Raw genomic sequence first — 25,964 nt, 5'->3', positions numbered from 1 at the left:
CGTCCCGACCCCGCACCGGGGCCGGGGCGCGCACGGCCCGTGCCGGGTGCCGACGGGTCGCGGTCGGACACCGGTACCCCGCCGGCGCCCCCGGCACCCGCCGCGCCCGGCGCGCGGCGCGGGCGCCTCACCGTCTACCTGGGCGCCGCACCCGGCGTCGGCAAGACGTACGCGATGCTCGACGAGGCGCACCGGCGCCTGTCGCGCGGCACCGACGTGGTCGTCGGGCTCGTCGAGACGCACGGCCGCCTCGGCACCGCCGCGCTGCTCGACGGCCTCGAGGTCGTCCCGCGCCGCACGATCGCCTACCGGGGTCAGGACCTCACCGAGCTCGACGTCGCCGCCGTGGTCGCCCGCCGGCCGCAGGTCGCGATGGTCGACGAGCTCGCGCACTCCAACGTCCCCGGCGCAGGCCACCCGAAGCGCTGGCAGGACGTCCACGACCTGCTCGACGCGGGGATCGACGTCGTCACCACCGTCAACGTGCAGCACCTCGAGTCGCTCAACGACGACGTCGAGGCCATCACCGGCATCCGCCAGCGCGAGACCGTTCCCGACGAGGTCGTGCGCGCCGCCGACCAGATCCAGCTCGTCGACCTGCCGCCGCAGGCGCTGCGTCGCCGCCTCGCGCACGGGAACGTCTACCGGGCCGAGCAGGTCGACGCGTCGCTGTCGTCGTACTTCCGCGTCGGCAACCTCACCGCGCTGCGCGAGCTCGCGCTGCTGTGGCTCGCCGACCGCGTCGACGACGCCCTCACCGACTACCGCCGCGACCACCGCATCGACGCGCCGTGGCCCGCGCGCGAGCGCATCGTCGTCGCCGTCACCGGCGGTTCGGAGAGCGACACCCTCCTCCGCCGCGGCGCCCGGATCGCGCAGCGCGCCGCCGGGTCCGAGCTGCTCGCGGTGCACGTCCTCGCGACCGACGGCCTCCCGAGCGCCGGTCCCGCGCGCATCGCCGAGCAGCGTCGGCTCGTCGAGTCGTTGGGCGGCACGTTCCACACGGTCGTGGGGGAGGACGTCGCGACCGCCGTCGTCGACTTCGCGCGCGGCGTCAACGCGACCATGGTCGTCGTCGGGGTGTCGCGGCGACCGCGCTGGCGCGAGGCGCTGTCCGACAGCACCGGGACGTCGATCGCGCGCATGGCGGGGGCCGTCGACGTGCACCTCGTCACGCACGAGCGCGCGCGGTCCGGACGGTTGTCGGTGCGGCGACGGTCGCCGCTGTCCCGGGCCCGCCGCGTGGCGGGGTGGCTGCTGGCCGTCGTCGGTCCGGTCGCCTTGACCGCAGTCCTCTCCGCGCTCGACGGCGGAGTGACCCTCGCGACCGACCTCATGCTGTTCCTCGCGCTCACCGTCGGCGTCGCGCTCGTCGGCGGGCTCTGGCCGGCCGTCGTCAGCGCCGTCGCCGGCTTCGTGCTGCTCAACTGGTTCTTCACCCTGCCGACCGGCCGGCTCACGATCGCGCAGCCCGAGAACGCGTTCGCCCTCGTGGTGTTCGTGCTCGTCGCCGCGGGCGTCGCGTCCGTCGTCGACCAGGCCGCCCGCCGCAGCGCCGAGGCGTTCCGCGCCCGCGCCGAGGCCTCGACCCTCGCGTCCGTCACGCGCGCCGTCCTCACCGGCGAGGACACCGCCGACGCCCTCGTCGCCCGCCTCCGCGAGACGTTCACCCTCCGCGCGGTCTCCCTGCTCGAACGATCCGCGGACGGTCCGATCGGCGGTCCGGTGCCCACAAGCGACTCAGGCGACGTCGACGCGTCCGACGGCGGTCCTCGACGTGTCGGACGCGCGGGGTGGGTCGTTCTCGCGTCGGACGGCGCTCAGCCGCCGACGACGCCCGACGACGCGTCCGCGGTCGTCACCGTCGACGACGCCCGGGTGCTCGCTCTCGACGGGCGCGTCCTGCCCGCGTCCGACCGGCGCGTGCTCGACGCGTTCGCCTCGCAGGTCGGTGCCGTCCTCGAGCAGACGCGCCTGCGCCGCGCGGCCGAGCAGGCCCGCGTCCTCGAGCAGGCCGACGCGACCCGCACCGCGCTGCTCGCCGCCGTCTCGCACGACCTGCGCACCCCGCTCGCGACGATCCGCGCGTCCGTCGACGCCCTCACCGCGACCGACCTGCACCTCGCCGCCGCAGACCGCGCCGCTCTCGTCGACACCCTGGGCGACGCGACCGGTCGCCTCGAACGACTCATCGACAACCTGCTCGACCTGTCCCGCCTCGCGACCGGCTCCGTCGCCCCCGTGCTGCGCGACGCGTCCCTCGACGAGATCGTCCCGCTCGCCGTCGAGGGCTACCCGCACGACGTCGTCCGCCTCGACCTGCCCGAGACCCTGCCGCTCGTCCGCACCGACCCCGGCCTCCTCGAACGCGTCGTCGCGAACCTCGTCTCCAACGCCGTCCGCCACGCCCCCGCGGGCACGGCCGTCGTCGTCACCGCGTCCCCGGTCGGCGCGGACCTGGTGCTGCGCGTCGTCGACACCGGCCCCGGCCTGCCCGACGACTCGAAGGAGCGCATGTTCGAACCGTTCCAGCGTCTCGGCGACACCACCGGCACCGGGTTGGGCCTCGGCCTCGCGGTCGCGTCGGGCCTCGCGACGGCCGTCGGCGCCGACCTCCACGCCGAGGACACCCCGAGCGGAGGCCTCACGATGGTCCTCGTGCTGCCCCTCGCCGACGCCCCCGCCACCGCGTCCGCGCGCGCCGACGCCGCCGAGCCCACGCCCGTGCCCGGCCGCCCCACCCCCGACGCGGACCTGCCCCCGACCACCGACGCGGACGCGACCTGATGACCGACGAGCCGACCCGCCCGGGCGCCCACGTCCTCGTCGTCGACGACGAGCCCGGCCTCGCGCACGCCCTCGCGATCACGCTGCGCGCCTCCGGCTGGCAGGTGACGACCGCCGCCGACGGCGCCCACGCCCTGTCCGCCGCCGCGCACCACCGACCCGACGTGGTCCTCCTCGACCTGGGCCTGCCCGACATGAGCGGCCTCGACGTCATCACCGCCCTGCGCGCGTGGACGCGCGTGCCGATCGTCGTCCTGTCCGCGCGCCAGCACGGCGAGGACAAGGTCGACGCCCTCGACGCCGGCGCCGACGACTACGTGACCAAGCCCTTCGCGATGAACGAGCTCCTCGCGCGCCTGCGCGCCGCCGTCCGCCGCGCCGCCGTCCCCGACGACCCGGGCGAGGCGGTCGTCACCGCCGGCGACCTGACGATCGACCTGGCCCGCGCCCGCGTCCTGCGCGACGGCACCGAGGTCCGCCTGACGCCGACCGAGTGGGCGATGCTCGAGGTCCTCGTCCGCAACCGCGGCCGCCTGGTGTCCCGCCGCCAGCTCCTCCAAGACGTGTGGGGCCCGGGGTACTCCGACGAGACCCACTACCTGCGCGTCTACTCCGCCCAGCTCCGCCGCAAGCTCGAGGCCGACCCGTCGCACCCCCGCCACGTCATCACCCACCCAGGCCTGGGCTACACCTTCGAACCCTGAGGCACGACCCGCGTCGCCTTGGCGACACGGGGTGTCCCGGTTCTCACCCGTCGGCTTGCGGGCCGCCTACCTGCCCGTTCGCGCGTGCGGTCGGGCGCCGACCCGGTGCTGACCACCGTTCGTGGGCCTAGAGCGGTACTCATCGCCGGGTCGCGGGATGCGCGGATGGAGTGATGTTCAGCCGAGAGGAGGGCGGCGGCGGAGCTCCTTCACCGCCCGGCGCTGCCGCTCGCCTGCCGCGCGGCGCTCGCGGGACGCGCGGCTCGGGCGGGTGGCCCGGCGCGGAGGGCCCGGGGGCGCGAGGGCCTCGTCGAGGAGCGCGACGACGCGCGTGAGCGCCGCCTCGCGGTTGCGGAGCTGCGACCGGTGCTCGGACGCGGCGACGGTCAGCACGTCACCGCGCAGCCGCGCGGCCAGACGCGAGCGGACGCGCTCCTCCTGCTCGGGCACGGCCCACAGCACGGCGGAGACGTCGACGGTGAGCTCGACGCGCGAGTCGGCGGTGTTGACGCCCTGACCGCCGGGTCCGCTCGACCGGGAGAAACGCCACGAGAGGGCGTCGTCGGGAAGGACGACACCCCCTCGCAGGGCGATCGGTGCGATCACGGTCGGATCACTCGTGCTGCCACGAGTGCCACAGCGCGGCGTAGTCGCCACCCGCGGCGACGAGCTCGTCGTGCGGGCCGATCTCGGTGATCCGCCCGGCGTCGACCACGGCGACGCGGTCGGCGTCGTGCGCGGTGTGCAGCCGGTGCGCGATCGCGACGACGGTCCGGCCTTCGAGCACGGCGGACAGCGACCGCTCGAGGTGCCGCGCGGCGCGCGGGTCGAGCAGCGACGTCGCCTCGTCGAGCACGAGCGTGTGCGGGTCGAGCAGCACGAGCCGCGCCAGCGCGATCTGCTGCGCCTGGGCGGGGGTCAGCGGGGTGCCACCGGATCCGACCTCGGTCGTCAGCCCCTCGGGCAGGGCGGACACCCACTCCCACGCGTCGACGGCCCGCAGCGCGTGCTCGAGCTCGGCGTCGGTCGCGTCCTCCTTGGCCAGGCGCAGGTTGTCGGCGAGCTCGCCGACGAACACATGGTGCTCCTGCGTGACGAGCGCGACGTGCCCGCGCAGGTCCTCGAGCGGCAGCTCGACGAGCGGCACACCGCCGACCGTGACGGACCCGCCCGTCGGCGGGTGGATGCCGGCGAGCATGCGCCCGAGCGTCGACTTGCCGGCGCCGGACGGGCCGACGACGGCGAGCCGCTCGCCGGACCGCAGGTCGAGGTCGATGCCGTGCAGCACGTCGTGACCCTCGCGGTACGCGTACCGCAGGTCGCGCGCGGACACGTCCTCGTCCACGGGCGTCGCCGATCCGGCGGAACGGTCCGGCGACACGAGCTGCACGCCGACGATCCGCGCGAGCGACGTGGCCGCCACCTGGATCTCGTCGACCCAGAAGATCAGCTCCCACACCGGGCCGCTGACCTGGTACGTGTACATGACGATCGTCGTGACCGCCCCGAGTGACGCGTACCCCTGGGACACGAGGAAGCCGCCCCAGACCAGAACTGCCGCGGGTGCGAGCACGAACGCCAGGTCGATGCCGGGGAACAGCACGGTGCGCAGGTCGAGCGTGACCTTCTCGGCGGCGAACGCCTCGCGCAGGTCGGCGTCGACGCGGGCCTGACGACGCGGGCCGAGCCGCAGCGCGTCGACGGTGCGCGCACCCTCGACGGACTCGGTGATCGTGCCGTTGAGCGCCGCGTACGACGCGGACTCCCGCTGGTAGGCCGGCGTCGCGCGCTTGAGGTACCAGCGGACCACGAGCAGCATCCCGGGGACGCCGACGAACATCGCGACCGCCACGAGCGGCGAGAGGACCACGCTCGCGACGACGGTGAGCGTGATCGTCACGACCGCGACGATCACGCGCGGCACACCGAAGCGGACCGCGTGCTGCAGCCGGTTGACGTCGTTCGTCGTGCGCGCCACCAGGTCGCCGGTCCCGGCGCGCTCGACGGTCGACAGCGGCAGCGACGTCACGGTCGAGATGAACTCCTCGCGGAGCTCGGCGAAGACCTTCTCGCCGAACACCATCGACCGGCGCTGCGCGAACCGGATGAGGACGGTCTGCGCGAGCACGGCGAGGACGCCGAGCCCGATGAGGGTGTTGATGTAGGAGACCGTCGTGCCGTCGGTCACGGCGTCGACGAGCCGCCCGAGGATCCACGGACCGGCGAGCCCGGCGACCGCGGCGAGCGTGTGCAGCGTCGCGATGCCGGTGAGGTCGGTGCGGTGCGTGCGGAACAGGCGGCCGGTGTACGCGCGCACCGCCGCCGAGTCGGCGATGGGGAGCTTCACGGTCGTCCTCCTGCGGGCGAGGCGTCGGCGAGGTCGTCGGTGACGGCCACACCGTGCGGGGGTGTGTCGGTGTCGAGGTCGCGGCCGACGACCCGGCGGTACGCGGCGGCCACGGCCGGGCCGGCCGCCCCGTCGAGCAGCTCGGCGTGCGCGCCCCGGGCGACCAGGCGGCCGTCCTGGACGAGCTGCACCTCGTCGACGTGGTCGAGCACGAGCGGCGACGCGGTGACGACGAGGGTCGTACGCCCGCGCCGGTGGTCGGCGAGCCGGCCGGCGATGCGCGCCTCGGTGTGCGCGTCGACCGCGCTGGTCGGCTCGACGAGCACGAGGATCTCCGGGTCCAGGAGCAGCGCCCGCGCGAGGGCGACGCGCTGCCGCTGCCCGCCGGACAGCGAGCGGCCCTTCTCGGGGAGCTCGCCCGCGAGGCCGTCGGGCACGGAGTCGAGCACGTCGTGGGCGTCGGCGAGCGCGATCGCGTCGAGCAGCCGCTCCTCCTCGCCCGTGCCGTGCACGTCGAGCTCCTCACCCAGCGCGCCCGAGAACAGGTGCGGCGTGGCCTCGGCGACGACGATGCGCGTGCGCACGTCCTCCTTGTGCAGGTCGGCGAGCAGCACGCCGCCGAGCCGCACGGGCGTGTCCGTCTCAGCCTCGTCGTCGAACCGGCCCATGCGCGTCGCGATCGCGGCGGACTCGTCGGGGTCGGCGCTGACGAGGGCGACGACGCGGCCGTGCTCGAGCACGACGCCGCTCGTCTCGTCGACCAGCGTCGACCCGGCGGGCGGCGCCTCGGCGGTGCCCGGACGCGCACCCGTCGCCGGCACGACCTGCAGGACCTTGACGACCTTGCCCGCACCCACGTGCGCGCGCGTCGCCGACTGCAGGAACATCGTCGCGTTCTGCACAGGCCACGCGAGGAACGCCGCGTACCCGTAGGTCGCGACGAGCTGACCGGGCGTGATGGTGCCCTCGAGCGCCATGTGCGCGCCGAGCCAGATGAGCACCGCGACGAACATGCCGGGCAGCAGCACCTGGAGGGCGTCGAGCCACGACTGCGTGACGGCGACCTCCTCGCCGCGGCGGCGCACGCGCTGCGACTGCTCGCGGTAGCGCGCGTTGAAGACGCTCTCGCCGCCGATGCCGCGCAGGATGCGCAGGCCGGAGACGGTGTCGGCGCCGAGCGTCGTCAGGCGACCGGACGCCTCGCGCTGGGCGACCTGGCGCTTCTGGAGCGGCTTGACGAGCAGGCCGAGCGCGGCGGCGACGGTCGGCAGACCCAGGAGCACGACGAGGCCGAGGCTCACGGAGACGCGCAGCATGAGGACGGCGGCGACGCCGTAGGCGACGAGGCTGCCGATGAAGCGGGCGGCGATCGCGTAGATCTCACCGACCCGCAGGGCGTCGTTGGCGACGGCGGAGACGACCTCACCGGTCGGCAGCTCGGCGGTGATCGCGTGCCCCGAGCGGGCGACGGTCGTCCCGACCAGCTGGGAGGACGTGAACGCGGCGCGCAGCCAGTTCGCCACGTCGTAGCGGTGCCCGATCGCGCCGGCTGCGGCGCTGACGATCCCGAGCGCGGCGAGCGCACCCGCGGCCCGCCACAGGTCGGGGCCGAAGCCGTGCTCGAGCCCGCCGTCGATCGCGCGGCCCGTGAGGTACGGGAGCAGCGCCTGGCAGGCGAACAGGACGATCCCCAGCAGCACGGCGACCGCGAGGATGCCCCACTGCCGACGGGCGAGCCACCAGAGGTAGGCGACGGGACCGGTCAGCGGCGGGGTGCCGGGGTCGGAGAGGGGGAGCGAGCGCACGAGCGTCTACGTTACGACCGCGTACCGACACGCCTCGAACGCTTATCGGCCCGTGCGGGACAGCGCGTGCCGGGGCCCGGGAGTGACGTCCGCCACCGCGCGGACGACCGGGCCGAGGACGCCGCCGCGACGACTACCCTGGGGGCGTGACCCAGACGCCTGAGCCGCTGTCGCCTGCGCACGCGCCGGCGCCCCCCGCGCACCGTCCGGTCCTCGTCGTCGACTTCGGCGCCCAGTACGCGCAGCTCATCGCGCGCCGGGTCCGTGAGGCGAACGTGTACTCGGAGATCGTCCCGCACACGGCCTCCGTCGCGGACCTGCTCGCGAAGGACCCGGCGGCGATCATCCTGTCCGGCGGGCCGTCGTCCGTGTACGCCACGGGTGCCCCGTTCGTCGACCCGTCGCTGTTCGAGGCAGGCGTGCCCGTGCTCGGCATCTGCTACGGCTTCCAGGCGATGGCGCAGGCCCTCGGCGGGACCGTCGCGCAGACCGGTCAGCGCGAGTACGGCGGCACCGCGGTCGAGGTGACCGACGCCGGCACCGTGCTCGCGGGCAGCCCCGAGCAGCAGACCGTGTGGATGAGCCACGGCGACGCCGTGCACGCCGCGCCCGAGGGTTTCGACGTGCTCGCGACGAGCGCCGGCAGCCCCGTCGCCGCGTTCGAGGACCGGGAGCGCCGCCTGTTCGGCGTGCAGTGGCACCCCGAGGTCAAGCACTCGCCGCTCGGTCAGCAGGCGCTCGAGAACTTCCTCTACGAGGGTGCGGGACTCGCGCCCGACTGGAACCCCGGCAACGTCATCGCCGAGCAGGTCGAGCGCATCCGTGCGCAGGTCGGCGACGCGCGCGTCATCTGCGGGCTGTCCGGCGGCGTCGACTCGTCCGTCGCCGCGGCTCTCGTGCAGAAGGCCGTCGGGGACCAGCTGACCTGCGTGTTCGTCGACCACGGGCTGCTGCGGTCCGGCGAGGCGGAGCAGGTCGAGAAGGACTTCGTCGCCGCGACCGGCGTGCAGCTCAAGATCGTCGACGCGCGCGAGCGCTTCCTGCACGCGCTCGCCGGCCACACCGACCCCGAGACCAAGCGCAAGATCATCGGGCGCGAGTTCATCCGCGTGTTCGAGGACGCCGCGCGGGAGGTCGTCGAGGACGCGGGTGCGCACGGCGAGGCCGTGAAGTTCCTCGTGCAGGGCACGCTCTACCCCGACGTCGTCGAGTCCGGCGGGGGCGAGGGCGCGGCGAACATCAAGTCGCACCACAACGTCGGCGGCCTGCCCGACGACCTGCAGTTCGAGCTCGTCGAGCCGCTGCGCACGCTCTTCAAGGACGAGGTGCGCGCGGTCGGCCTGGAGCTCGGGGTGCCCGAGGTCATCGTCTGGCGCCAGCCGTTCCCCGGTCCGGGCCTGGGCATCCGGATCATCGGCGAGGTCACCGCGGAGCGCCTCGACATCCTGCGCGCGGCCGACGCGATCGCGCGCGAGGAGCTCACGAAGGCCGGGCTCGACCGCGACATCTGGCAGTGCCCGGTCGTGCTGCTCGCCGACGTCCGCTCGGTCGGCGTCCAGGGCGACGGCCGCACCTACGGTCACCCGGTCGTGCTGCGGCCCGTGTCCTCCGAGGACGCGATGACGGCCGACTGGACGCGCCTGCCCTACGACGTGCTCGCGACCATCAGCACGCGCATCACGAACGAGGTGCCCGAGGTCAACCGGGTCGTCCTCGACGTCACGAGCAAGCCGCCGGGCACGATCGAGTGGGAGTGACCGACGGCATGACGGGAGGACCGGAGCAGGTGAGCACGACGGAGACGACGACGAAGCCCTGGGTGAAGCGCGCCCGCGGGGCGGCCCAGCGGTACCGGGTCCTGGCGTGGATCACCGGCACGATGCTGCTGCTGCTCTGCGTCGAGATGATCCTCAAGTACGTGCTGCAGCTGCCCGGGTTCAACGTCGACGGCGACCCGCGGTCGGAGGCCGCGCGGATCATCGCGATGGTGCACGGCTGGGTCTACGTGATCTACCTGGTCACCTGCTTCGACCTGTGGTCGACGATGCGCTGGCGGCTCGGCCGGCTCGTGACGCTCGCGCTCGCGGGCGTCGTGCCGGTCATGTCGTTCGTGCTCGAGCGCAAGGTGCACCGCGAGGCGCTCGCCGCGATCGACGCGCGCGCCTGACCGGAGGGCCCGTGCGGATCGTCCACGTCTCCGACTGCTACGCGCCGCGCACGGGCGGCATCGAGTCGCAGGTCGGCGACCTCGCCGCCCGGCAGGCAGAGCAGGGCCACGACGTCCACGTCCTCACGGCGACGCTCGGGGTCGCGGGGGAGCGCGGCGGTGTGGTCGACGTCGAGCACGGGGTGCACGTGCACCGGCTGGGCGCGCGGCTCCCGTTCGACCTCCCGATCAACCCCGCCGCCGGGCCGCGGCTGCTGCGGACCGCGTTCGACGGCCTGCGTCCCGACGTCGTGCACGTGCACGCGGGCGTCCTGTCGCCCTTCGCGTTCGACGGTGCGCGACTCGCGCTCGACGCGGGCCTGCCGACGGCGGTGACCTGGCACTGCATGCTCGACGGTACGGTCCCCGCGCTGCGCGGCGCGGTCCGGCGCACGCGCTGGGCCGACGCCCCGGTCGCCCTCTCGGCGGTGAGCTCGGCCGCGGCGGCGCGCGTCGAGGCCGTCTTCGAGACGCCGGTCGCGGTCGTGCCCAACGGGCTGGACCTCGACGCCTGGGCGCCCGACACGGACTCGACCACACCCGCCGCCGACGACGAGACCGCGCCCGTCCGCCTCGTGTCGACCATGCGTCTCGCGCCGCGCAAGCGCGCGGTCCCGCTCGTCGAGCTCGTCGGCGCCGCCGCCCGACGACTGCCGCACGGCCGCCTCCACCTGTCGATCATCGGGTCGGGCCCGGCCCTCGGACGGGTCCGGTCCGCGGTGTCGGCGCAAGGGCTCGACGGCGTCGTCGACCTGCGCGGCCGCCTGACGCGTCCCCAGGTCCGCGCCGCCTACGCGCACGCCGACGTGTTCCTCGCCCCCGCCGAGCTCGAGGCGTTCGGCATCGCCGCCCTCGAGGCCCGGACCGCCGGGCTCGCGATCGTGGCGCGCCGGGGCACGGGCATCGCGGAGTTCGTCACCGACGGCGTCGACGGGCTGCTCGTCGCCGACGACGCGGAGATGACCGAGGCCGTCGTGCACCTCGCCAAGGACGGCCGGCTGCTCGCGGGCATCCGCACGCACAACCGCACGATCCGACCCGCGTTCGGCTGGGACGACGTGCTGGGAGCGGCGCTCGCCGAGTACGAGCGCGCTCGCGCGATGCGCTGACCGGCACTTTCGATACTTTTTTGTTGCGGACGCACTGAACCGATTCGTCGTACGCCCCGTTGTCACATCGTGGACAACTGCGCGCACAGGAACCGTGACAGCGGCTAGCGTCACGGGGACCGCGCGGTGCATGTCCTCGCCGGGGTCGCTCGTCCACACCTGACCCCGGCACGTCCGTGATACCGACCCATCAGGGGGACCACCATGTCCGCACGTGCACGCCGTCGTCCCGCTCGACTCCTCGGCACCCTCGTCCTCGCGCTCGGAGCGCTCCTCGCCGTCGCCGGTGTCGCCACCTGGTTCGGCGTCGGCGCGAGCCTCGGCCAGGAGGAGATCCACGTCTCCGACGACGCCCCGGCGTTCGCCGGCCAGCTCGTCGACACCCCGTGGGAGGCGTGGTCGCAGGCCGAGGCCATCCGCGGTCACGCGATGGCCGAGTCGGACGGCCGCACCTACGCCGAGCTCGACCAGGACGACGCCGCACGACCGATGGTCCAGACGGCCTCGTTCCTGCGCGCGTCGCTCATGACGTCCGTCATCGCCTTCGGCGTCTCGCTCCTCGTCGTCGGCGTCGGCGTCGGCTTCCTGCTCGCCGGGAGCGCCCTGCGCTCCCTCGCTGCGTCGTCGACCGGGCCCGACGCCCGGCGCGACACGTCCGACGAGACGCGTCCCGTCGCCGTCCCCGCCTGAGCCCACCGGGCGGCGCCGACGTCTGCCGGGCGGCCCACGCGGTCGCCCGGCGCGCCGCCACGCCGCGGGTGTGTCGCCCGCTTCCTCCTGTTCTGCCCGCCGACCTGGGGATACGCTCGACGGGCACGGTGCTGTCTCGTGAGCTCGGCCTGTCGGGCCCGGGTGTCCGGGCCCGTTCTGTCAGTGGTGCAGAAGGGATCGGGAAATGTCGAGTGCTGCAGTGGGGGAGCGGTCGGGCGCGGTGCGCGTCATCGGCCTCATCACCTTGATCCTGGGCGTCGTCTTCATCGTCGCCGGGGGAGTCACGTGGGGAGCGGTGGCGAGCAACCTCGCCGCCGAGAAGATCACGGTGTCCGACGACGCGTCGGCCTTCCAGGGCCAGCTCGTCGACACGCCCTGGGAGGCGTGGGTCCAGGCGGACATCATCAACACGCACGCGCTCGAGGCGTCGGGCGGCAAGACGTACGCGGAGCTCGACCAGGACGACCCGACGCGCTCGACGGTCATGACCGCGTCGTTCCTGAGGGCGTCGCTGTTCACCTCGGTCGTCGCGTTCGGCGTCGCGCTCCTGGTGTTCGGCGTCGGCGTGACCTTCGTGCTCGTCGGCTGGGCGCTGCGCAAGGTCGGGACCGTCCCGCGCGCGGTCGTCACCGACACGACCCAGACGGCGCCGCCCGCGACGGCCAACGCCTGACCGGCCGGCCGCGTCGTCGCGGTCCGTCGCCAGGACGACGAAGGTCCGGTCCCCCGGGCTGGGGACCGGACCTTCGTGCGTGCGGGCGGCCGCGGCGGGGGTGCGGCCGCCCGACGTCATCGCCGTGCGGCGGCCGCCGCCTGGCGCGAGCTGCGGGCGGCCGAGAGCAGCGACCCGACGAGGAGCGCCGCACCTGCGGCCGCGAGCAGCACGATCAGCGCGAGCTGCAGGTCGATCGCGAGCCCCGAGGCCCACGCGAGGATGCCGACGCCGATCGCCGCGAGGACGAGGCCCCAGACGACCGTGCCGACGCGCAGCCGTGCACGCGGCTCCCTCTCCGGCTCCGTGCCAGCCGGGGCCGGGGCCGAGGCTGCGACCGCCGGGCCCGTGCTCGACGTGGCCGGAGCAGGCGGGGCCGGGACCGGGGTCGGCGTCGGTGCCGGAGCGGGCGCGGGGACCGGCACCGGCCCGGGGTCCGGCGCAGGCGTCGACATGCTCGTGAGCTCGTCGATCAGCGCCGGACGGTCGTCCGTCGGCGGCGGGAGCGGGCGGGTGTGCCCGTCCTGCACGGCGGCCTGCTCGTCGCCCGGCTCGTGGCGGTCCTTCGTCATGACCGGCAGCGGGCGCGTCGCGTCCGTCGGGGGGAGCGGCTGCGTCTCGTCCGTCCGCAGGAGCGGCTGCGTCTCGTCCGCACGCGCGAGCGGCTGCGTCTCGTCCGTCCGCAGGAGCGGCTGGGTCGCGTCGGCCCCGGTCGTGACGTCGGAGTCCGCCCCGCTCGCGAGGTCGGCGTCCGCCGCGACCGTGAGGTCAGCGTCCGTCCTGGTCGCCGCGTCCTGCGACACGCCCGCGCCGTGGGCCGGACGGGCGTCGTCGTCCTCGGCCACGACCTCGGCCACGTCCGCGTCCTCAGCCACGTCGTCGGCCGCGGCGTCGTCGGCCACGTCCGTGGCGCGGGCGTCGGTGCGGCGCTCGTCCGTCGTCGGCAGCGGCGCGGTCGCGTCGGGAGCGGACGGTGCGTCGGTCGGGTCCGTCGCCGGCTCCGGCTCGTGGCGGGTGTCGTCGGTGCTCATGCCTGCTCCTCGATGATCCGGACCTCGCCCGCGCCGACGCTGACGTGCAGCAGGAGCTGGGGGGTCGTGCCGGTGCGGGTCTGCTCGTCCTCGAACCTCTGCTCCGAGATACCGAGGCCGTCCACGGTGCGCGTCTCGCCGTCGAGCTCCCAGCGGACCGTGCCGACGCCGGCCTCGGTGTCGGCGGCGACGGCCGCGTCGACCGGGACGACGACGGTGAGGTTGCCGGCGCCGAGCGAGACCGGGACGTCGAGCGTGGTGCTGGTGAGGGGGACCGCGGTCAGGTCGACCACGGCGTCGCCGAACCCGAGGTCGAAGCCCTCGGCGGCGGAGCGGCGGCTGTCGACGACGTAGGTGCCGCTGTCGAGGTGGCGGTCCGGACCGGTCGTCCACACCCAGTCGTTCGTCTGGGCGGCGCCGACGGGCAGCGCGACGAGGATGCCGACGATCGCGAGGGCGCCGAGGGCGCCGCTGCGACGGCCGCGCAGGCCCGAGACCAGGATGCCGAGGCCGGCGAGGACGATGCCGATGCCGAGCGCGGTGAGCGCGACGGGTCCGTCGAAGTCGCCGGTCCAGTCGGCCAGGAGGAGGACGGCGAGCCCGATGAGGCTGAGGGCGACGACCGAGCCGACCATGCCGACGCCGGGACCGAGCACGCGCGGCTTGCGCGGCGCGGGCGGGGGCGGCGGGGCGAGCGGGACCGGCGGGGCGGGCGGTGCGGGCGGCGTGGGGCCCTGGCGGTACGGGCCGGACGAGCCCGGCGTGGGGTACGGGCCGTAGGGACCGTACGGCGCGGGGCCGGTCACGGGAGCGCTCGCCGCGGGCGCGCCGGGTGCCGGGTAGCCGGGTGCGGGTGCGCTCGTCGTCGGAACGGCCGGGCCGGAGGTCGCCGCGGCCGCGCGGGCCGGAGCCGGCTGCTTGACCCACGGGTCGGCGGGCGCCGCCGCGGCGGGGGCGGGGCCGTAGGGGGCAGGGCCGTAGACGGGTGCGGGCGTCGACCGTCGGCTCGCCGCGGTGACGATCAGCGCGATGACCCCGGCGATGAACGCGACCCAGAGGAGCCCCTGGAGCCAGCCCGGAGGGCCGTCCCAGAACCAGAACCAGTGGTCGCCGCGCGCGAGGCCGACGATCGCGACGCCGAGCGCGCCGAGCAGGGCCACGTCGAACCGGCCCGCGACCATCTCCTCGAGGTGGATGCGGCCGTCGGACTGCTCGGGCAGCAGCGCCCAGGCGACCCCGTAGACGACGAGCCCGAGTCCGCCGAGCAGGATCGACGCGGCGAACAGGCCGCGCACCAGCAGCGGGTCGAGCCCGAAGCGCCGCGCGAGCCCGTCGCAGACGCCGCCGATCCAGCGGTCGTCGCCGCGGAACATGCCGGTGCGGCGCACGGCGGCGAAGAAGCCGCCCGCCGCGGGGGGCCGTGGGGCGGAGTCGAACGGCGGCGGGGTGCCGTAGGGCGCGGTCGGGGCGCCGTGCTCGCCGCGTGCTCCCGGCGCGTCCGGGCCGGCAGGTCCGCCGGCAGGGGTGTTCGTGTCCATGGCTCGATCCTTCCCCGCGAGGGCGGTCCGGCGGGATCGGGTGCTCCCCTGACCCGACCCTGATCCTGGGGGTCCCCCAGCCCTGATCCTCGGGGGACGCGTCCCTGATCTGGTGCCGGGAACGCCGTGAGCACCCCTGCGGACGTGTGACGATCGGTGCGTGACCTCCGCACCTGCTCCGTCGCGACCGGCCGGCACCGCCGCGCCGCGCGTGCGGCTGCCGCTGCGCCGTCCCGAGCGCGGCCGCTGGTTCGCGGGCGTGGCGGTCGGGCTGGCGGCGCACCTCGACGTCCCCGTGGGGCTCGTGCGGTTCGCGTTCGTCGTCCTCGCGCCGGTCGCGGCGGTCGGTCCGGCGCTGTACGTCTTCTGGTGGCTGACCGTCCCCGCGGGGGACCCGGCCGCGGCGGCGACCGAGGCGCGTCCGACCGCGCTCACGCGACTGGCCCGGCGCCAGCACGACGTCGACCCGGCCCGCCGGCTGCCGCTCGCGGCGATCCTCACGGGTGTCGCGCTCGTGCTGGGCTCGATCGCGCTCGTCGCGACGCGGCTGGGCCTCGACCTCAACGTCGACTGGCTGCTGCCGTCGCTCGTGCTGCTCGCAGGTCTCGGGCTCGCGTGGAGCCAGCTCGACCACGTGCCGCGCGAGCGGTGGCGGACCGAGTCGGGCCGCCCGACGGTCGGCGTGCTGCGCCTGCTCGGCGGTGTGGTGCTCGCGGGTGTGGGCGGGCTGCTGCTCGTGGGGCAGCTCATGGGCAGCGGCATCGAGCCGGCCGCGTTCGTGCAGGCGGTCGTGGCGGCCGTGGCCGTGCTCGCCGGCGTCGGGCTCGTGCTCGCGCCGTGGTGGCTGCGCCTGGTCCGCGCGCTCGGCGACGAGCGGGCCGCGCGTGCCCGGGAGTCGGAGCGTGCCGACATCGCCGCGCACCTGCACGACTCGGTGCTGCAGACCCTCGCGCTCATCCGCGCCCGCGCCGACGACGCCGCCGAGGTCGCGCGCATGGCGCGTGCGCAGGAGCGCGAGCTGCGCGAGTGGATGTACGACGAGCGTCCGGCCCCTGGCACGTCGGTCGCGGCGGTCGTCAAGGACGTCGTCGCCGAGGTCGAGGACTCGCGGTCCGGCCCGACGGGCGACCCGGTGGCGATCGACGTGGTCGTCGTCGGGGACCGCGTCCCGGACGCGGACACCGAGGCGCTGGTCCAGGCGACGCGCGAGGCGCTCGTCAACGCCGTCGTGCACGGTCGTCCGCCGGTGTCGCTGTACCTCGAGGTGCGGTCCGACGCGGTCGAGGTGTTCGTCAAGGACCGGGGCGACGGGTTCGACGTGGACGCGATCGGACCCGACCGGTTCGGGGTGCGCGAGTCGATCATGGGCCGGGTCCGCCGTCGTGGCGGCACGGCCGAGGTGACCAGCCGGCCGGGTCGCGGCACCGAGGTGCACCTGCTGGTGCCGGTGCGCGCGGCCGCGGCGGCCGAGGGAGGGGAAGCGAGATGAGCACGGACACGACGGGCCCGTCGACCGGTGCCGTGGACGTCGTCCTCGTCGACGACCACCACCTGTTCCGGACCGGGGTCAAGGCGTCGCTCGACGCGGGCGTGCGCGTGGTCGGCGAGGCCGACGACGTCGAGTCGGCCGTCCGCGTGGTGCACGAGCTGCAGCCCCCGGTGGTGCTGCTCGACGTCCACCTGCCCGGCGGCGACGGCGGCGGTGGTGCCGAGGTGATCCGGCGCTGCACCGACCTGGGCGGCACGACGCGGTTCCTCGCGCTGTCGGTGTCGGACGCGGCCGAGGACGTGGTCGCGGTGATCCGGTCCGGGGCGCGCGGCTACGTGACGAAGGCGATCGACGGCGGCGAGCTGTCGGACGCGGTGCGCCGCGTCGCGGGCGGGGACGCGGTGTTCTCGCCGCGGCTCGCGGGGTTCGTGCTCGACGCGTTCGGCGCGGCCGCGGGCGACGTCGCGACGGGCGACGACGAGCTCGACCGCCTCTCGGCGCGCGAGCGCGAGGTCATGCGGCTCATCGCGCGCGGCTACACCTACCGCGAGGTCGCCGCGGAGCTGTTCATCTCGGTGAAGACCGTCGAGACCCACGTGTCGGCGGTCCTGCGCAAGCTCCAGCTGTCGAGCCGGCACGAGCTGACGCGGTGGGCGGCGGCGCGCCGGCTCCTCTGACCCGCGGTCGACGGTGGCGCGGCGGCGGGCTGTGACGCCGTCGCCCGCGGCGGTGCGGCCGCACGTGTGACGCGGTCGATCTGACGGAACGTCAGAAACCGTCCCGCCCGGCGGCTAGGCTCGGGAGGCATGGAACTCCTGCAGCACCTCCTCCTCTTCCTGCACCTCCTGGGCTGGGCGATCGTGCTCGGCGGCACGCTCGTCACGATGCGCGACAACCGGCTCCCCAGGGGCGCGCTGCACGGGATCCTCACGGCGCTGATCACCGGCATCCTCATGGTCGGCCTGGCCTCGGCGAGCGACGAGCTGCGCGACCCGAACAACGTCAAGGTCGCCGTGAAGCTCGTCGTCGCGCTCGTCGTGACCGGGCTGGTCGTGTACGGCACGCGTCGTCCGGAGAAGGTCACGAAGGGCCTGCTCGGCGGCGTCCTCGGCCTCACCGTGCTCAACGTCGCGATCGCCGTCCTCTGGCGCTGACCGGCCGTCCCGGTCGCGCCGCGGCCCCGCGCCGCGGCGCGGCCTGACGGCGGCTAGGGTCTGCCGCCATGGGTGTGGTCGGAGAGGTCCTGATCGGCGTCGTCGTGCTGGTCGGGCTGTTCGGGGTCGTCGTCCAGGTGCTGCCCGGCGGCATCCTCGTGGCCGCCGCGGTCATCGCCTGGGGCGTGATCACGGGCGGTGCCGCGGGCTGGACGGTCGTCGCGGTCGCGGTCCTCGCGACCGGACTCGCCGCCGTCGGCAAGTACCTGCTCGCGGGCCGGCACCTCCAGCGTCGGGGTGTGCCGAACAGCACGCTCGTGTGGGGCGGCCTGCTCGGCGTCGTCGGGTTCTTCGCCGTCCCGGTCGTCGGTCTCCCGCTCGGGTTCGTCGTCGGCACCTACGCCGCCGAGTGGGTCCGTCTGCGCGAGCACGGGCCCGCGTGGAAGGCCACGGTGGTCGCGCTGCAGGCCACGGGCGTGACGATCCTCGTCGAGCTCGCGGGGGCGCTCGTCACGACCGCCGCGTGGGGCGTGGGGCTCGCCGTCACCTGACCGCCCGGTCGCCGACCGAGGTCGTCGCGTGCGTCCCGTCCGCCCGGCGCCGCCCTCGCTCGCGCCCGTCCGGCCTGTGCACGGCGGGCACCGGGTGTCGGTGGCGACGCCTAGGCTGGTGCCGTCATGACATCGCTGTTCGAGAGCCTCTCCCTGCCCGTGCCCGGTGGCGCCGTCCCGTCGCGCCGGACGGCCGGTGAGCCGTCCGGTCTGCCCGCCGTCGTGCCCCCGCGCGGCGAGGACGACGCCGCCCAGGAGCGCGACGCCCGGCGCCAGGAGCGCGCGGACGCCCTGCTCGTCGGGCTCAACCCGCAGCAGAAGGAGGCCGTCGTCCACAGCGGTGGCCCGCTGCTCATCGTCGCCGGCGCCGGTTCGGGCAAGACGCGCGTGCTGACGCACCGGATCGCGCACCTGCTGGCCACGCGCCGGTCGCGCCCGGGCGAGATCCTCGCGATCACGTTCACCAACAAGGCCGCGGCGGAGATGCGCGAGCGCGTCGAGCACCTGGTCGGGCCGTCGGCCCGGAACATGTGGGTGTCGACGTTCCACTCCGCGTGCGTGCGGATCCTGCGGCGCGAGGCCGCGACGCTCGGGCTGCGGTCCAGCTTCTCGATCTACGACGCGGCCGACTCGCAGCGCCTGCTCACGCTCGTCGCGCGCGAGCTCGACCTCGACCCGAAGAAGTACCCGGCGAAGGCGCTCTCGGCGAAGATCTCCGCGCTCAAGGACGAGCTCGTCGACCCCGAGACGTTCGCGGCGACCAACGGCGGGGGAGCGGCGAACGACTTCGACACCGCGCTCGCGCAGGTCTACACGCGCTACCAGGCGCGGCTGCGGCAGGCGCAGGCGCTCGACTTCGACGACCTCATCATGTCGACCGTCCACCTGCTGCAGGGCTTCCCGGCGGTCGCCGAGCACTACCGGCGGCGGTTCCGGCACGTGCTCGTCGACGAGTACCAGGACACCAACCACGCGCAGTACATGCTCGTGCGCGAGCTCGTCGGCCACAGCGGCTCGGCGGCGGGCGCGGACGGCGAGGAGGTGCCGCGCGGCGAGCTCACGGTCGTCGGCGACGCCGACCAGTCGATCTACGCGTTCCGCGGCGCGTCGATCCGCAACATCCTCGAGTTCGAGGCCGACTACCCCGACGCGCGCACGATCCTGCTCGAGCAGAACTACCGCTCGACGCAGACGATCCTCTCCGCCGCGAACGCCGTCATCAGCCGCAACCCCGGTCGCAAGCCCAAGCGGCTGTGGACCGACTCGGGCCAGGGCGCGCAGATCGTCGCGTACGTCGCGGACACCGAGCACGAGGAGGCGCGCTTCGTCGCGCAGGAGATCGACCGCCTCGGCGACTCCGACGGCGTGCGGCCCGGCGACGTCGCGATCTTCTACCGCGCGAACGCGCAGTCCCGCGCGCTCGAGGAGGTGCTGATCCGCGTCGGCCTGCCGTACAAGGTCGTCGGCGGCACGCGCTTCTACGAGCGCAAGGAGATCAAGGACGCCGTCGCGTACCTGCGCGCGATCGCGAACCCCGACGACGACGTCAACCTGCGCCGCATCCTCAACGTGCCCAAGCGCGGGCTGGGGGACCGGTCGGAGTCGATGGTCGCGTCGTTCGCCGAGCGCGAGCGCATCTCGTTCGGCGCCGCGCTCGACCGGCTCGACGAGGTGCCCGGGCTCGGGACGCGCGCGATCACCGGGCTGTCGTCGTTCGCCGCGATGATGTCGGACCTGCGCGTGCTCGCGTTCCAGGGCGCCGGTCCCGCCGAGGTGCTCGGGGCCGTGCTCGACCGGTCCGGCTACCTCGCCGAGCTGCGGGCCAGCGAGGACCCGCAGGACGCGTCGCGCGTCGAGAACCTCGCCGAGCTGCACGCCGTCGCGACCGAGTTCGAGCAGAGCGACCCCGACGGCGACCTCGCCGACTTCCTCGAGCGCGTCTCGCTCGTCGCCGACTCGGACCAGATCCCGACTCCCGACGGCGGGGACGGGGACGACGAGGACGCGCCGCGCCAGCCGGACCAGGGCGTCATCACGCTCATGACGCTGCACACCGCCAAGGGGCTCGAGTTCCCCGTCGTGTTCCTCACGGGCATGGAGGACGGGACGTTCCCGCACATGCGCTCGCTGACGGACACCGACCAGCTCGCCGAGGAGCGCCGGCTCGCCTACGTCGGGCTGACCCGCGCGCGTGAGCGGCTGTACATCTCGCGCGCCGCGGTCCGCACGGCGTGGGGCGTGCCGAACGAGTTCCCGCCCAGCCGGTTCCTCGACGACCTGCCCGAGGAGCTCGTCGACTGGCGGCGGCGCGAGTCGTCGACGTCGTCGCTGCGCGGCGGCTGGGGCTCGGGCTTCGGGTCCGGTGGTTACGGCTCAGGGCGCGCCGGGTCGGGCGGCTACCGGTCCGGCGGACGGACCGAGCGGGCGAAGGAGACGAAGCCCAGCCTGCCGTCGACGGGCGCCAAGTTCGGGTCCGCGACCCCGCGTGGCGACGTCCCGACGCTCACGATCGGTGACCGCGTGACGCACGACGCCTACGGGCTCGGCACGGTCGTCGGGCTCGAGGGCGCCGGACCGAACGCCGTGGCCAAGGTCGACTTCGGCACCGAGGGCACCAAGCGCCTGCTGCTGCGCTACTCGCCGGTCACCAAGCTCTGACACGCCGCCGTCCGGAAGGGCGGCCCGCCGTCCTCACTCGTGGGTGACGTGCCCGATCGCGGCGTCTCGCGGCGCGTGCGCCCGGGCGGACCAGGGGCAGGGACACCAGGGGCAGGGACTGCCCGGGCGGTCGCACGGGCCCGTCGCACGACCAGGACGGCGAACGCCCCGGCCGCGGCGCCGACGTCGCGCGGTGACGGCCGAGCGTCGACGTCCCCGTCGTCGTGCACGTCGGTGCTCCCGGCCGGCGCGTGCTCAGGCCGCCTCGGCCCAGGTGGCCTGCACGGCCCGCTCGACGGTGTCGCGGTCGACCCCCGCCGCGAGGAGCGCGCGGCCCGAGCCTGCGGTGTCGAGGCGTGCGGCCGCGAGCAGGAGGTGGCCGGTGTCGATCCGGCGGTGCTTGAGGCGGACCGCCTCGCGCAGCGAGACCTCGAGCAGCTTCTTGGCGTCGGCGTCGAAGGGCAGGTGACCGCGGCGTCCCCCGGGCGCGGGCGCGTCGAGGGCGCCGGGCCCGAAGGTCGCCTCGACCTGCTCGCGCACGGCGTCGAGGTCGATGCCGAGCCCCGCGAGGGCGTCGGCGTCGAGCGTGTCCGTCGACTGCGCGCGCACGGCCCGCTCGAGCGCGGCGGGCTCGACGTCGAGGCGCGCGAGCGCGCGACGGGCGACGGCGTCCCCGTGCGCGACGGTGCCGAGCAGCACGTGCTCGGAGCCGATGTGGTCCGCACCGAGGCGGCGCGCGACGGTCTGGGCCTGCTCGACGGCGAGGCGGGCGTCCTGCGTGAAGCGCTCGAACATCAGGGGTACCTCTTCCCGTACTTCTTGTGGACGGCCTGCCGGGTGACGCCGAGCGCGTCGGCGATGTGCTGCCACGGCCAGCCGATCCGGCGCGCGCGCTCGACGTGGAGCGCCTCGAGCCGGTCGGCGAGGACGCGCAGCGAGCGGACGGCACGCAGACCCTCGGCGGGGTCGTCGCCCGCGGCGGCGGTGAGGAGCTCGCTGGACATGCTGTCAACATACGTTGACGCGGCGATGGGTGTCAACCGATGTTGACGAGCCGACCGCTGGTCGTGCCCCGCCGCACGGGACCGCTCGGCACCCGGGCGCGCTGCCGCACGGGACCCGTGGGCGCGCCGTCAGCGCCGCGACGACGGGCGCCGCGCGCCCGGCCTCAGCCGCGGACGAGGACCGGCCGCGCCGGGTCGGCGTTGTCCACCACGACGGTCGCGCGGTCCGCGGGCGCGACCTCGGCGAGGTAGAGCAGCTGCCCGTCGCGGTACCGCGCGTTCACCGGGTCGTCGGGGTCCGCCGGGCAGCCGTCCCGCGCCGCCATCCGCGCGAACGTCACGTCGAACGGCACCCGCAGGAAGACGGAGACGTCCCACCACCCGGCCAGCTCGGGACGGTGCAGGAAGATGCCGTCGACGACCAGGACCGCGTCGTCCGGCGCGGTGCGCAGGGGAGCGTCGAGGAGCCGGTCGGTGGCCACGTCGCGCACGGCCGTCCGGTACCGGCGGGAGCCGCCCGGTCCGAACGGCGCCAGCAGCTCGCGGTGCAGCGCGTCGTGGTCGTACGAGTCCCGGTAGAACCCCTCCGGCGAACGTCGGCCGCGCGCGTACCGGTCGGCGCGTGCGCGGTGGAAGCCGTCGACCGACGCACGTACGACGGTGCGTCCGTCGGTGCCCAGCGCCACCGCGAGCTCGTCGGCCAGGACGGTCTTGCCCGCGCCGTCGACGCCGTCGACCCCGACCAGCACCGGCCGCCGCAGCGCCGCGGGGTCCGGCACCAGCGCGGCCAGCTCGTCGAGCAGGCGGGCGCGGACCTCGGTCGGGGCGGCGTGCGGCGGCATGGTCGCGACCGTAGCGGCGCCGCGCGCGTGTCGGAGGTGCGCGGCACGGTGGGGGCATGGACGCACGCGCGACGGACGACGACGAGGTGCGGGAACGGCTCGCGGACGTGCGGCGGGAGGCCGAGCGCCGCCTCGCCGCGCTGGTCGACGAGCACACGGCCGTCGTGGACGCGTCGCGGGACAGCAACGCCGACGACGAGCACGACCCGGAGGGCGCGACGATCGCGTTCGAGCGCGCGCAGGTCGACGCGCTCGCGGCGGCCGCGAGCGAGCGGCTGGCGGAGGTCGACCGCGCGCTGCGGCGGCTCGACGAGGGCACGTACGGCACGTGCGCGTCGTGCGGTCGCCCGATCCCGCCCGAGCGCCTCGCAGCCCGCCCGACGGCGACGACGTGCGTGACCTGCGCGGCCGGCGGACGACGCTGACCGGCGGGCCTCTTACGCCGACCCGGTGACCGGGGACGTCGCGCACGCCACATCTCTCGATGTGAAGATATCTCCGCCCGAAGGCTACGATCGGCGACGGCGCTGCGGCCGGACCGTGGTCGCGCCAGGCCGGTCGGACGAGAGGAACCGGGACCGAAGTGGACCTGTTCGAGTACCAGGCACGTGACATCTTCGAGAAGCACGGGGTGCCCGTGCTCGGCGGCATCGTCGCCACGACCCCGGACGAGGCCCGCGAGGCCGCGACCCGCCTGCTGCCCGCCGAGGGTGGCGTCGTGGTCGTCAAGGCGCAGGTGAAGACCGGCGGCCGCGGCAAGGCCGGTGGCGTCAAGCTCGCCCGCTCCGCCGACGAGGCCGCCGAGAAGGCCGGCGAGATCCTCGGCATGGACATCAAGGGCCACACCGTCCACCGCGTGATGATCGCGGCCGGCGCGAAGATCGCCCAGGAGTTCTACTTCTCCCTGCTGCTGGACCGCGCCGAGCGTCGCTACCTGGCGATGGCCTCGGTCGACGGCGGCATGGAGATCGAGCAGCTCGCGGTCGAGCGCCCCGAGGCGCTGGCCAAGGTCGCCGTCGACCCGCGCACGGGCATCGACCAGGCCAAGGCCGACGAGATCGTCGCCGCGGCGGGCTTCGCGCCCGAGCTGGCCGGCAAGGTCGCGGACGTCCTCCAGAAGCTGTGGCTCGTCTACAAGAACGAGGACGCGACGCTCGTCGAGGTGAACCCGCTGGTCCTCACCGAGGACGGCGACGTCGTCGCGCTCGACGGCAAGGTCACGCTCGACGCCAACGCGGACTTCCGCCACGCGGACCACGAGGCGCTCGAGGACAAGGCCGCCGCCGACCCGCTCGAGGCGCGCGCCAAGGAGAAGGACCTCAACTACGTCAAGCTCGACGGCGAGGTCGGCATCATCGGCAACGGCGCAGGGCTCGTCATGAGCACGCTCGACGTCGTCGCCTACGCCGGTGAGGCGCACGGCGGCGTCAAGCCCGCCAACTTCCTCGACATCGGCGGCGGCGCGTCGGCCGAGGTCATGGCTGCCGGCCTCGACATCATCCTCACGGACCCGCAGGTCAAGTCGGTGTTCGTCAACGTCTTCGGCGGCATCACGGCGTGCGACGCGGTCGCCAACGGCATCGTCGCGGCGCTCGAGATCCTCGGCGACGAGGCCTCGAAGCCGCTGGTCGTCCGCCTCGACGGCAACAACGTGCTGGAGGGCCGCCGCATCCTCGCGGACGCCGGCCACCCGCTCGTCACGCTCGCGGACACGATGGACGGCGGGGCCGACGAGGCCGCCCGCCTGGCCCACACCGCCGCCTGAGACCCTCGAGAAGCAGAGAGAAGCAGACAGACATGGCGATCTTCCTCACCGAGGCGTCCAAGGTCATCGTCCAGGGCATGACCGGCTCCGAGGGCACCAAGCACACGACGCGCATGCTCGCGTCCGGCACGAACGTCGTCGGCGGCGTCAACCCGCGCAAGGCCGGGACGACGCAGTCGTTCGGTGACGTCGACGTCCCCGTGTTCGGCTCCGTGGCCGAGGCCATCGAGAAGACCGGCGCAGACGTCTCGGTCATCTTCGTGCCGCCCGCCCACACCAAGGGCGCGGTCGTCGAGGCCGTCGACGCGGGCATCCCGCTCGCCGTCATCATCACCGAGGGCGTCCCGGTGGCCGACACCGCGGAGTTCTTCTCCTACGCGCAGGAGAAGGGCGTCCGGCTCATCGGCCCGAACTGCCCCGGCCTCATCAGCCCCGGGAAGTCCAACGTGGGCATCATCCCGGCCGACATCACGGGCCCCGGCAAGGTCGGCCTCGTGTCGAAGTCCGGCACGCTGACCTACCAGATGATGTACGAGCTGCGGGACTTCGGGTTCTCGACGGCCATCGGCATCGGCGGCGACCCGATCATCGGCACGACGCACATCGACGCGCTCGCCGCGTTCGAGGCGGACCCCGAGACCGAGATCATCGTCATGATCGGCGAGATCGGCGGCGACGCCGAGGAGCGGGCCGCGGCCTACATCCAGGCGAACGTCACCAAGCCGGTCGTCGGCTACGTCGCGGGCTTCACCGCCCCCGAGGGCAAGACGATGGGCCACGCGGGCGCGATCGTCTCCGGCTCGTCGGGTACCGCGCAGGCGAAGAAGGAGGCCCTCGAGGCCGCCGGCGTCAAGGTCGGCAAGACCCCGTCGGAGACCGCGGCGCTCGCGCGCGAGCTGCTCACGCGCTCCTGATCCACCCCACGACACCCCCGCTCCCGACCCCGGGCGCGGGGGTGTCGTGCGTCCCGCGCCCGCCCGGGACGACCGGCGCGCCGGAGTGCGGCGCGCCGCGAGTGGCCGACTCGCCGGGCCGAGGTGCCGGGTGACACGTCCGGCTCCGGCGACGATGTCCGGATGAGCGCCGCAGGACCGCGGACGGGCCGACCGCCCGCCACGACGACCCGACCGGGCCGCCGGACCGTCCCCGGCGGCGCCGACCGGCCCACCTTCTTCACGAGCGCGCTCGACGGCGCCCCGCGCTGGGCGACCGGTGCGCTCGCGTCGCTCCAGGCGGCCGTCCTGTCGCTCGCGGCGCTCACCATCCCGGCGGTCGCGGCGTTCGTCGCGACGTCCGCCGACCCGAGCAACGCGGGCGTCGCGTGGCCGCAGGCCGTCGGCGTCGGGGCCGCGCTCTGGCTGCTGGGGCACGGCGTGCCCGTGGCCGTGGCGAGCACGACCGTCACGCTCGTGCCCCTCGGCGTGAGCCTGCTCGCGCTGTTCACCTGCTACGCCTCGGCGCGACGCTCCGGCGTCGCCACGCGGTCGGCCTACGCGGCCGCGGTCGGCGCGTACGCGGGGGCCGCCGGGCTCGTCGCGCTGCTGGTGGGCG

General features: G+C 74.9%; 24 protein-coding genes. 16 read left to right on the top strand and 8 right to left on the bottom strand.

What is annotated here, in order from left to right; genetic code table 11:
- Positions 1-39: 39 nt before the first annotated feature.
- Entirely contained in the window at positions 40-2,787 is a 2,748-nt protein-coding gene (locus CTKZ_RS02980; protein WP_268904329.1) for a DUF4118 domain-containing protein, read from the top strand.
- Complete coding sequence (locus CTKZ_RS02975) at positions 2,787-3,491, top strand: response regulator (protein WP_124341540.1); 705 nt, start codon at positions 2,787-2,789, stop codon at positions 3,489-3,491. Before CTKZ_RS02980 ends, CTKZ_RS02975 begins: the two co-directional genes overlap by 1 nt.
- Positions 3,492-3,668: 177 nt before the next feature.
- Here the strand turns inward: CTKZ_RS02975 and arfB are convergent, their stop codons facing one another.
- Genes arfB through CTKZ_RS02960 form a run of 3 tightly spaced genes read right to left on the bottom strand, consistent with a single transcriptional unit; the run spans position 3,669 to position 7,643 of the window.
- Positions 3,669-4,097 carry an alternative ribosome rescue aminoacyl-tRNA hydrolase ArfB gene (arfB, locus tag CTKZ_RS02970; protein ID WP_124341539.1) on the bottom strand — a complete coding sequence of 143 codons (429 nt, stop codon included), beginning with the start codon at positions 4,095-4,097 and terminating at the stop codon, positions 3,669-3,671.
- A 7-nt stretch (positions 4,098-4,104) separates the two neighbouring features.
- Positions 4,105-5,838, bottom strand: a complete 1,734-nt coding sequence (locus tag CTKZ_RS02965; protein ID WP_124341538.1) for an ABC transporter ATP-binding protein — start codon at positions 5,836-5,838, stop codon at positions 4,105-4,107.
- Positions 5,835-7,643 (bottom strand): ABC transporter transmembrane domain-containing protein, encoded by a 1,809-nt coding sequence (locus CTKZ_RS02960; RefSeq protein WP_124341537.1) that lies wholly within the window; start codon positions 7,641-7,643, stop codon positions 5,835-5,837. The genes CTKZ_RS02965 and CTKZ_RS02960 overlap by 4 nt, the downstream gene beginning before the upstream one ends.
- A gap of 146 nt (positions 7,644-7,789) precedes the next feature.
- On the opposite strand from CTKZ_RS02960, the gene guaA reads away from it, so the two are divergent.
- The 5 genes from guaA to CTKZ_RS02935 all read left to right on the top strand — a co-directional run bounded on the left by guaA (position 7,790) and on the right by CTKZ_RS02935 (position 12,342).
- Positions 7,790-9,400: a glutamine-hydrolyzing GMP synthase gene (gene guaA, locus CTKZ_RS02955; protein WP_307720283.1), complete on the top strand. Its 1,611-nt coding sequence runs from the start codon at positions 7,790-7,792 to the stop codon at positions 9,398-9,400.
- Between the two features lie 29 nt (positions 9,401-9,429).
- A complete protein-coding gene (locus CTKZ_RS02950) occupies positions 9,430-9,810 on the top strand; it encodes a DUF3817 domain-containing protein (protein ID WP_371852310.1) in 381 nt (126 codons plus the stop codon).
- 11 nt (positions 9,811-9,821) lie between these two features.
- The gene (locus tag CTKZ_RS02945) at positions 9,822-10,958 is read left to right on the top strand and encodes a glycosyltransferase family 4 protein (RefSeq protein WP_124341535.1); all 1,137 of its coding nucleotides are present in this window, start codon (positions 9,822-9,824) and stop codon (positions 10,956-10,958) included.
- A gap of 204 nt (positions 10,959-11,162) precedes the next feature.
- Positions 11,163-11,648, top strand: a complete 486-nt coding sequence (locus CTKZ_RS02940) for an aromatic ring-opening dioxygenase LigA (protein ID WP_124341534.1) — start codon at positions 11,163-11,165, stop codon at positions 11,646-11,648.
- A 205-nt stretch (positions 11,649-11,853) separates the two neighbouring features.
- Entirely contained in the window at positions 11,854-12,342 is a 489-nt protein-coding gene (locus tag CTKZ_RS02935) for an aromatic ring-opening dioxygenase LigA (protein WP_124341533.1), read from the top strand.
- Positions 12,343-12,458: 116 nt separating this feature from the next.
- On the opposite strand, the gene CTKZ_RS21350 is transcribed toward CTKZ_RS02935, so the two are convergent.
- Entirely contained in the window at positions 12,459-13,412 is a 954-nt protein-coding gene (locus CTKZ_RS21350) for a hypothetical protein (protein WP_160142810.1), read from the bottom strand.
- Positions 13,409-14,950 (bottom strand): PspC domain-containing protein, encoded by a 1,542-nt coding sequence (locus CTKZ_RS02925; RefSeq protein WP_124341532.1) that lies wholly within the window; start codon positions 14,948-14,950, stop codon positions 13,409-13,411. The genes CTKZ_RS21350 and CTKZ_RS02925 overlap by 4 nt, the downstream gene beginning before the upstream one ends.
- A 160-nt stretch (positions 14,951-15,110) precedes the next feature.
- Here CTKZ_RS02925 and CTKZ_RS02920 point away from each other — a divergent pair, with 160 nt between their 5' ends.
- The 5 genes from CTKZ_RS02920 (at position 15,111) to pcrA (ending at position 20,802) form a co-directional block, all read left to right on the top strand.
- The gene (locus tag CTKZ_RS02920; RefSeq protein WP_124341531.1) at positions 15,111-16,439 is read left to right on the top strand and encodes an ATP-binding protein; all 1,329 of its coding nucleotides are present in this window, start codon (positions 15,111-15,113) and stop codon (positions 16,437-16,439) included.
- On the top strand, positions 16,436-17,116 hold the full coding sequence (locus CTKZ_RS02915; protein WP_124341530.1) for a LuxR C-terminal-related transcriptional regulator: 681 nt from the start codon (positions 16,436-16,438) through the stop codon (positions 17,114-17,116). The genes CTKZ_RS02920 and CTKZ_RS02915 overlap by 4 nt, the downstream gene beginning before the upstream one ends.
- Before the next feature lie 129 nt (positions 17,117-17,245).
- A complete protein-coding gene (locus tag CTKZ_RS02910) occupies positions 17,246-17,593 on the top strand; it encodes a hypothetical protein (RefSeq protein ID WP_124341529.1) in 348 nt (115 codons plus the stop codon).
- A 68-nt stretch (positions 17,594-17,661) separates the two neighbouring features.
- A complete protein-coding gene (locus tag CTKZ_RS02905; protein ID WP_124341528.1) occupies positions 17,662-18,144 on the top strand; it encodes a DUF456 domain-containing protein in 483 nt (160 codons plus the stop codon).
- Between the two features lie 126 nt (positions 18,145-18,270).
- Entirely contained in the window at positions 18,271-20,802 is a 2,532-nt protein-coding gene (gene pcrA, locus CTKZ_RS02900) for a DNA helicase PcrA (RefSeq protein ID WP_124341527.1), read from the top strand.
- Between the two features lie 255 nt (positions 20,803-21,057).
- Here the strand turns inward: pcrA and CTKZ_RS02895 are convergent, their stop codons facing one another.
- From CTKZ_RS02895 to CTKZ_RS02885, 3 genes are all read right to left on the bottom strand, one after another.
- A complete protein-coding gene (locus CTKZ_RS02895; protein ID WP_124341526.1) occupies positions 21,058-21,597 on the bottom strand; it encodes a Clp protease N-terminal domain-containing protein in 540 nt (179 codons plus the stop codon).
- Positions 21,597-21,806 (bottom strand): RNA polymerase subunit sigma-70, encoded by a 210-nt coding sequence (locus CTKZ_RS02890; RefSeq protein ID WP_124341525.1) that lies wholly within the window; start codon positions 21,804-21,806, stop codon positions 21,597-21,599. Before CTKZ_RS02890 ends, CTKZ_RS02895 begins: the two co-directional genes overlap by 1 nt.
- Before the next feature lie 164 nt (positions 21,807-21,970).
- The gene (locus CTKZ_RS02885) at positions 21,971-22,648 is read right to left on the bottom strand and encodes a nucleoside/nucleotide kinase family protein (RefSeq protein ID WP_124341524.1); all 678 of its coding nucleotides are present in this window, start codon (positions 22,646-22,648) and stop codon (positions 21,971-21,973) included.
- Between the two features lie 56 nt (positions 22,649-22,704).
- Here CTKZ_RS02885 and CTKZ_RS02880 point away from each other — a divergent pair, with 56 nt between their 5' ends.
- The 4 genes from CTKZ_RS02880 to CTKZ_RS02865 all read left to right on the top strand — a co-directional run.
- Complete coding sequence (locus tag CTKZ_RS02880) at positions 22,705-23,073, top strand: TraR/DksA family transcriptional regulator (protein ID WP_124341523.1); 369 nt, start codon at positions 22,705-22,707, stop codon at positions 23,071-23,073.
- Between the two features lie 158 nt (positions 23,074-23,231).
- Positions 23,232-24,413 (top strand): ADP-forming succinate--CoA ligase subunit beta, encoded by a 1,182-nt coding sequence (gene sucC / locus CTKZ_RS02875; RefSeq protein ID WP_124341522.1) that lies wholly within the window; start codon positions 23,232-23,234, stop codon positions 24,411-24,413.
- A gap of 32 nt (positions 24,414-24,445) precedes the next feature.
- A complete protein-coding gene (sucD, locus tag CTKZ_RS02870) occupies positions 24,446-25,327 on the top strand; it encodes a succinate--CoA ligase subunit alpha (protein WP_124341521.1) in 882 nt (293 codons plus the stop codon).
- A gap of 162 nt (positions 25,328-25,489) precedes the next feature.
- Positions 25,490-25,964: cell division protein PerM (locus CTKZ_RS02865; protein WP_235843163.1), on the top strand; the 475-nt coding region annotated here is incomplete at its 3' end.

It is taken from the genome of Cellulomonas algicola (genome assembly GCF_003851725.1).
Lineage (GTDB): Bacteria > Actinomycetota > Actinomycetes > Actinomycetales > Cellulomonadaceae > Cellulomonas > Cellulomonas algicola.
Note: the sequence above shows the minus strand (reverse complement) of the source record. Positions and strands in the feature narration are given on the sequence as shown.

What these genes read in the sequence shown, in the direction of transcription:
- CTKZ_RS02975 (WP_124341540.1), top strand. Translation starts at nt 2,787, where the DNA reads ATGACCGACGAGCCGACCCGCCCGGGCGCCCACGTCCTCGTCGTCGAC.
- CTKZ_RS02940 (WP_124341534.1), top strand. Translation starts at nt 11,163, where the DNA reads ATGTCCGCACGTGCACGCCGTCGTCCCGCTCGACTCCTCGGCACCCTC.
- CTKZ_RS02935 (WP_124341533.1), top strand. Translation starts at nt 11,854, where the DNA reads ATGTCGAGTGCTGCAGTGGGGGAGCGGTCGGGCGCGGTGCGCGTCATC.
- CTKZ_RS21350 (WP_160142810.1), bottom strand. Translation starts at nt 13,412, where the DNA reads ATGAGCACCGACGACACCCGCCACGAGCCGGAGCCGGCGACGGACCCG.
- CTKZ_RS02925 (WP_124341532.1), bottom strand. Translation starts at nt 14,950, where the DNA reads ATGGACACGAACACCCCTGCCGGCGGACCTGCCGGCCCGGACGCGCCG.
- CTKZ_RS02915 (WP_124341530.1), top strand. Translation starts at nt 16,436, where the DNA reads ATGAGCACGGACACGACGGGCCCGTCGACCGGTGCCGTGGACGTCGTC.
- CTKZ_RS02910 (WP_124341529.1), top strand. Translation starts at nt 17,246, where the DNA reads ATGGAACTCCTGCAGCACCTCCTCCTCTTCCTGCACCTCCTGGGCTGG.
- CTKZ_RS02905 (WP_124341528.1), top strand. Translation starts at nt 17,662, where the DNA reads ATGGGTGTGGTCGGAGAGGTCCTGATCGGCGTCGTCGTGCTGGTCGGG.
- pcrA (WP_124341527.1), top strand. Translation starts at nt 18,271, where the DNA reads ATGACATCGCTGTTCGAGAGCCTCTCCCTGCCCGTGCCCGGTGGCGCC.
- CTKZ_RS02895 (WP_124341526.1), bottom strand. Translation starts at nt 21,597, where the DNA reads ATGTTCGAGCGCTTCACGCAGGACGCCCGCCTCGCCGTCGAGCAGGCC.
- CTKZ_RS02890 (WP_124341525.1), bottom strand. Translation starts at nt 21,806, where the DNA reads ATGTCCAGCGAGCTCCTCACCGCCGCCGCGGGCGACGACCCCGCCGAG.
- CTKZ_RS02885 (WP_124341524.1), bottom strand. Translation starts at nt 22,648, where the DNA reads ATGCCGCCGCACGCCGCCCCGACCGAGGTCCGCGCCCGCCTGCTCGAC.
- CTKZ_RS02880 (WP_124341523.1), top strand. Translation starts at nt 22,705, where the DNA reads ATGGACGCACGCGCGACGGACGACGACGAGGTGCGGGAACGGCTCGCG.
- sucD (WP_124341521.1), top strand. Translation starts at nt 24,446, where the DNA reads ATGGCGATCTTCCTCACCGAGGCGTCCAAGGTCATCGTCCAGGGCATG.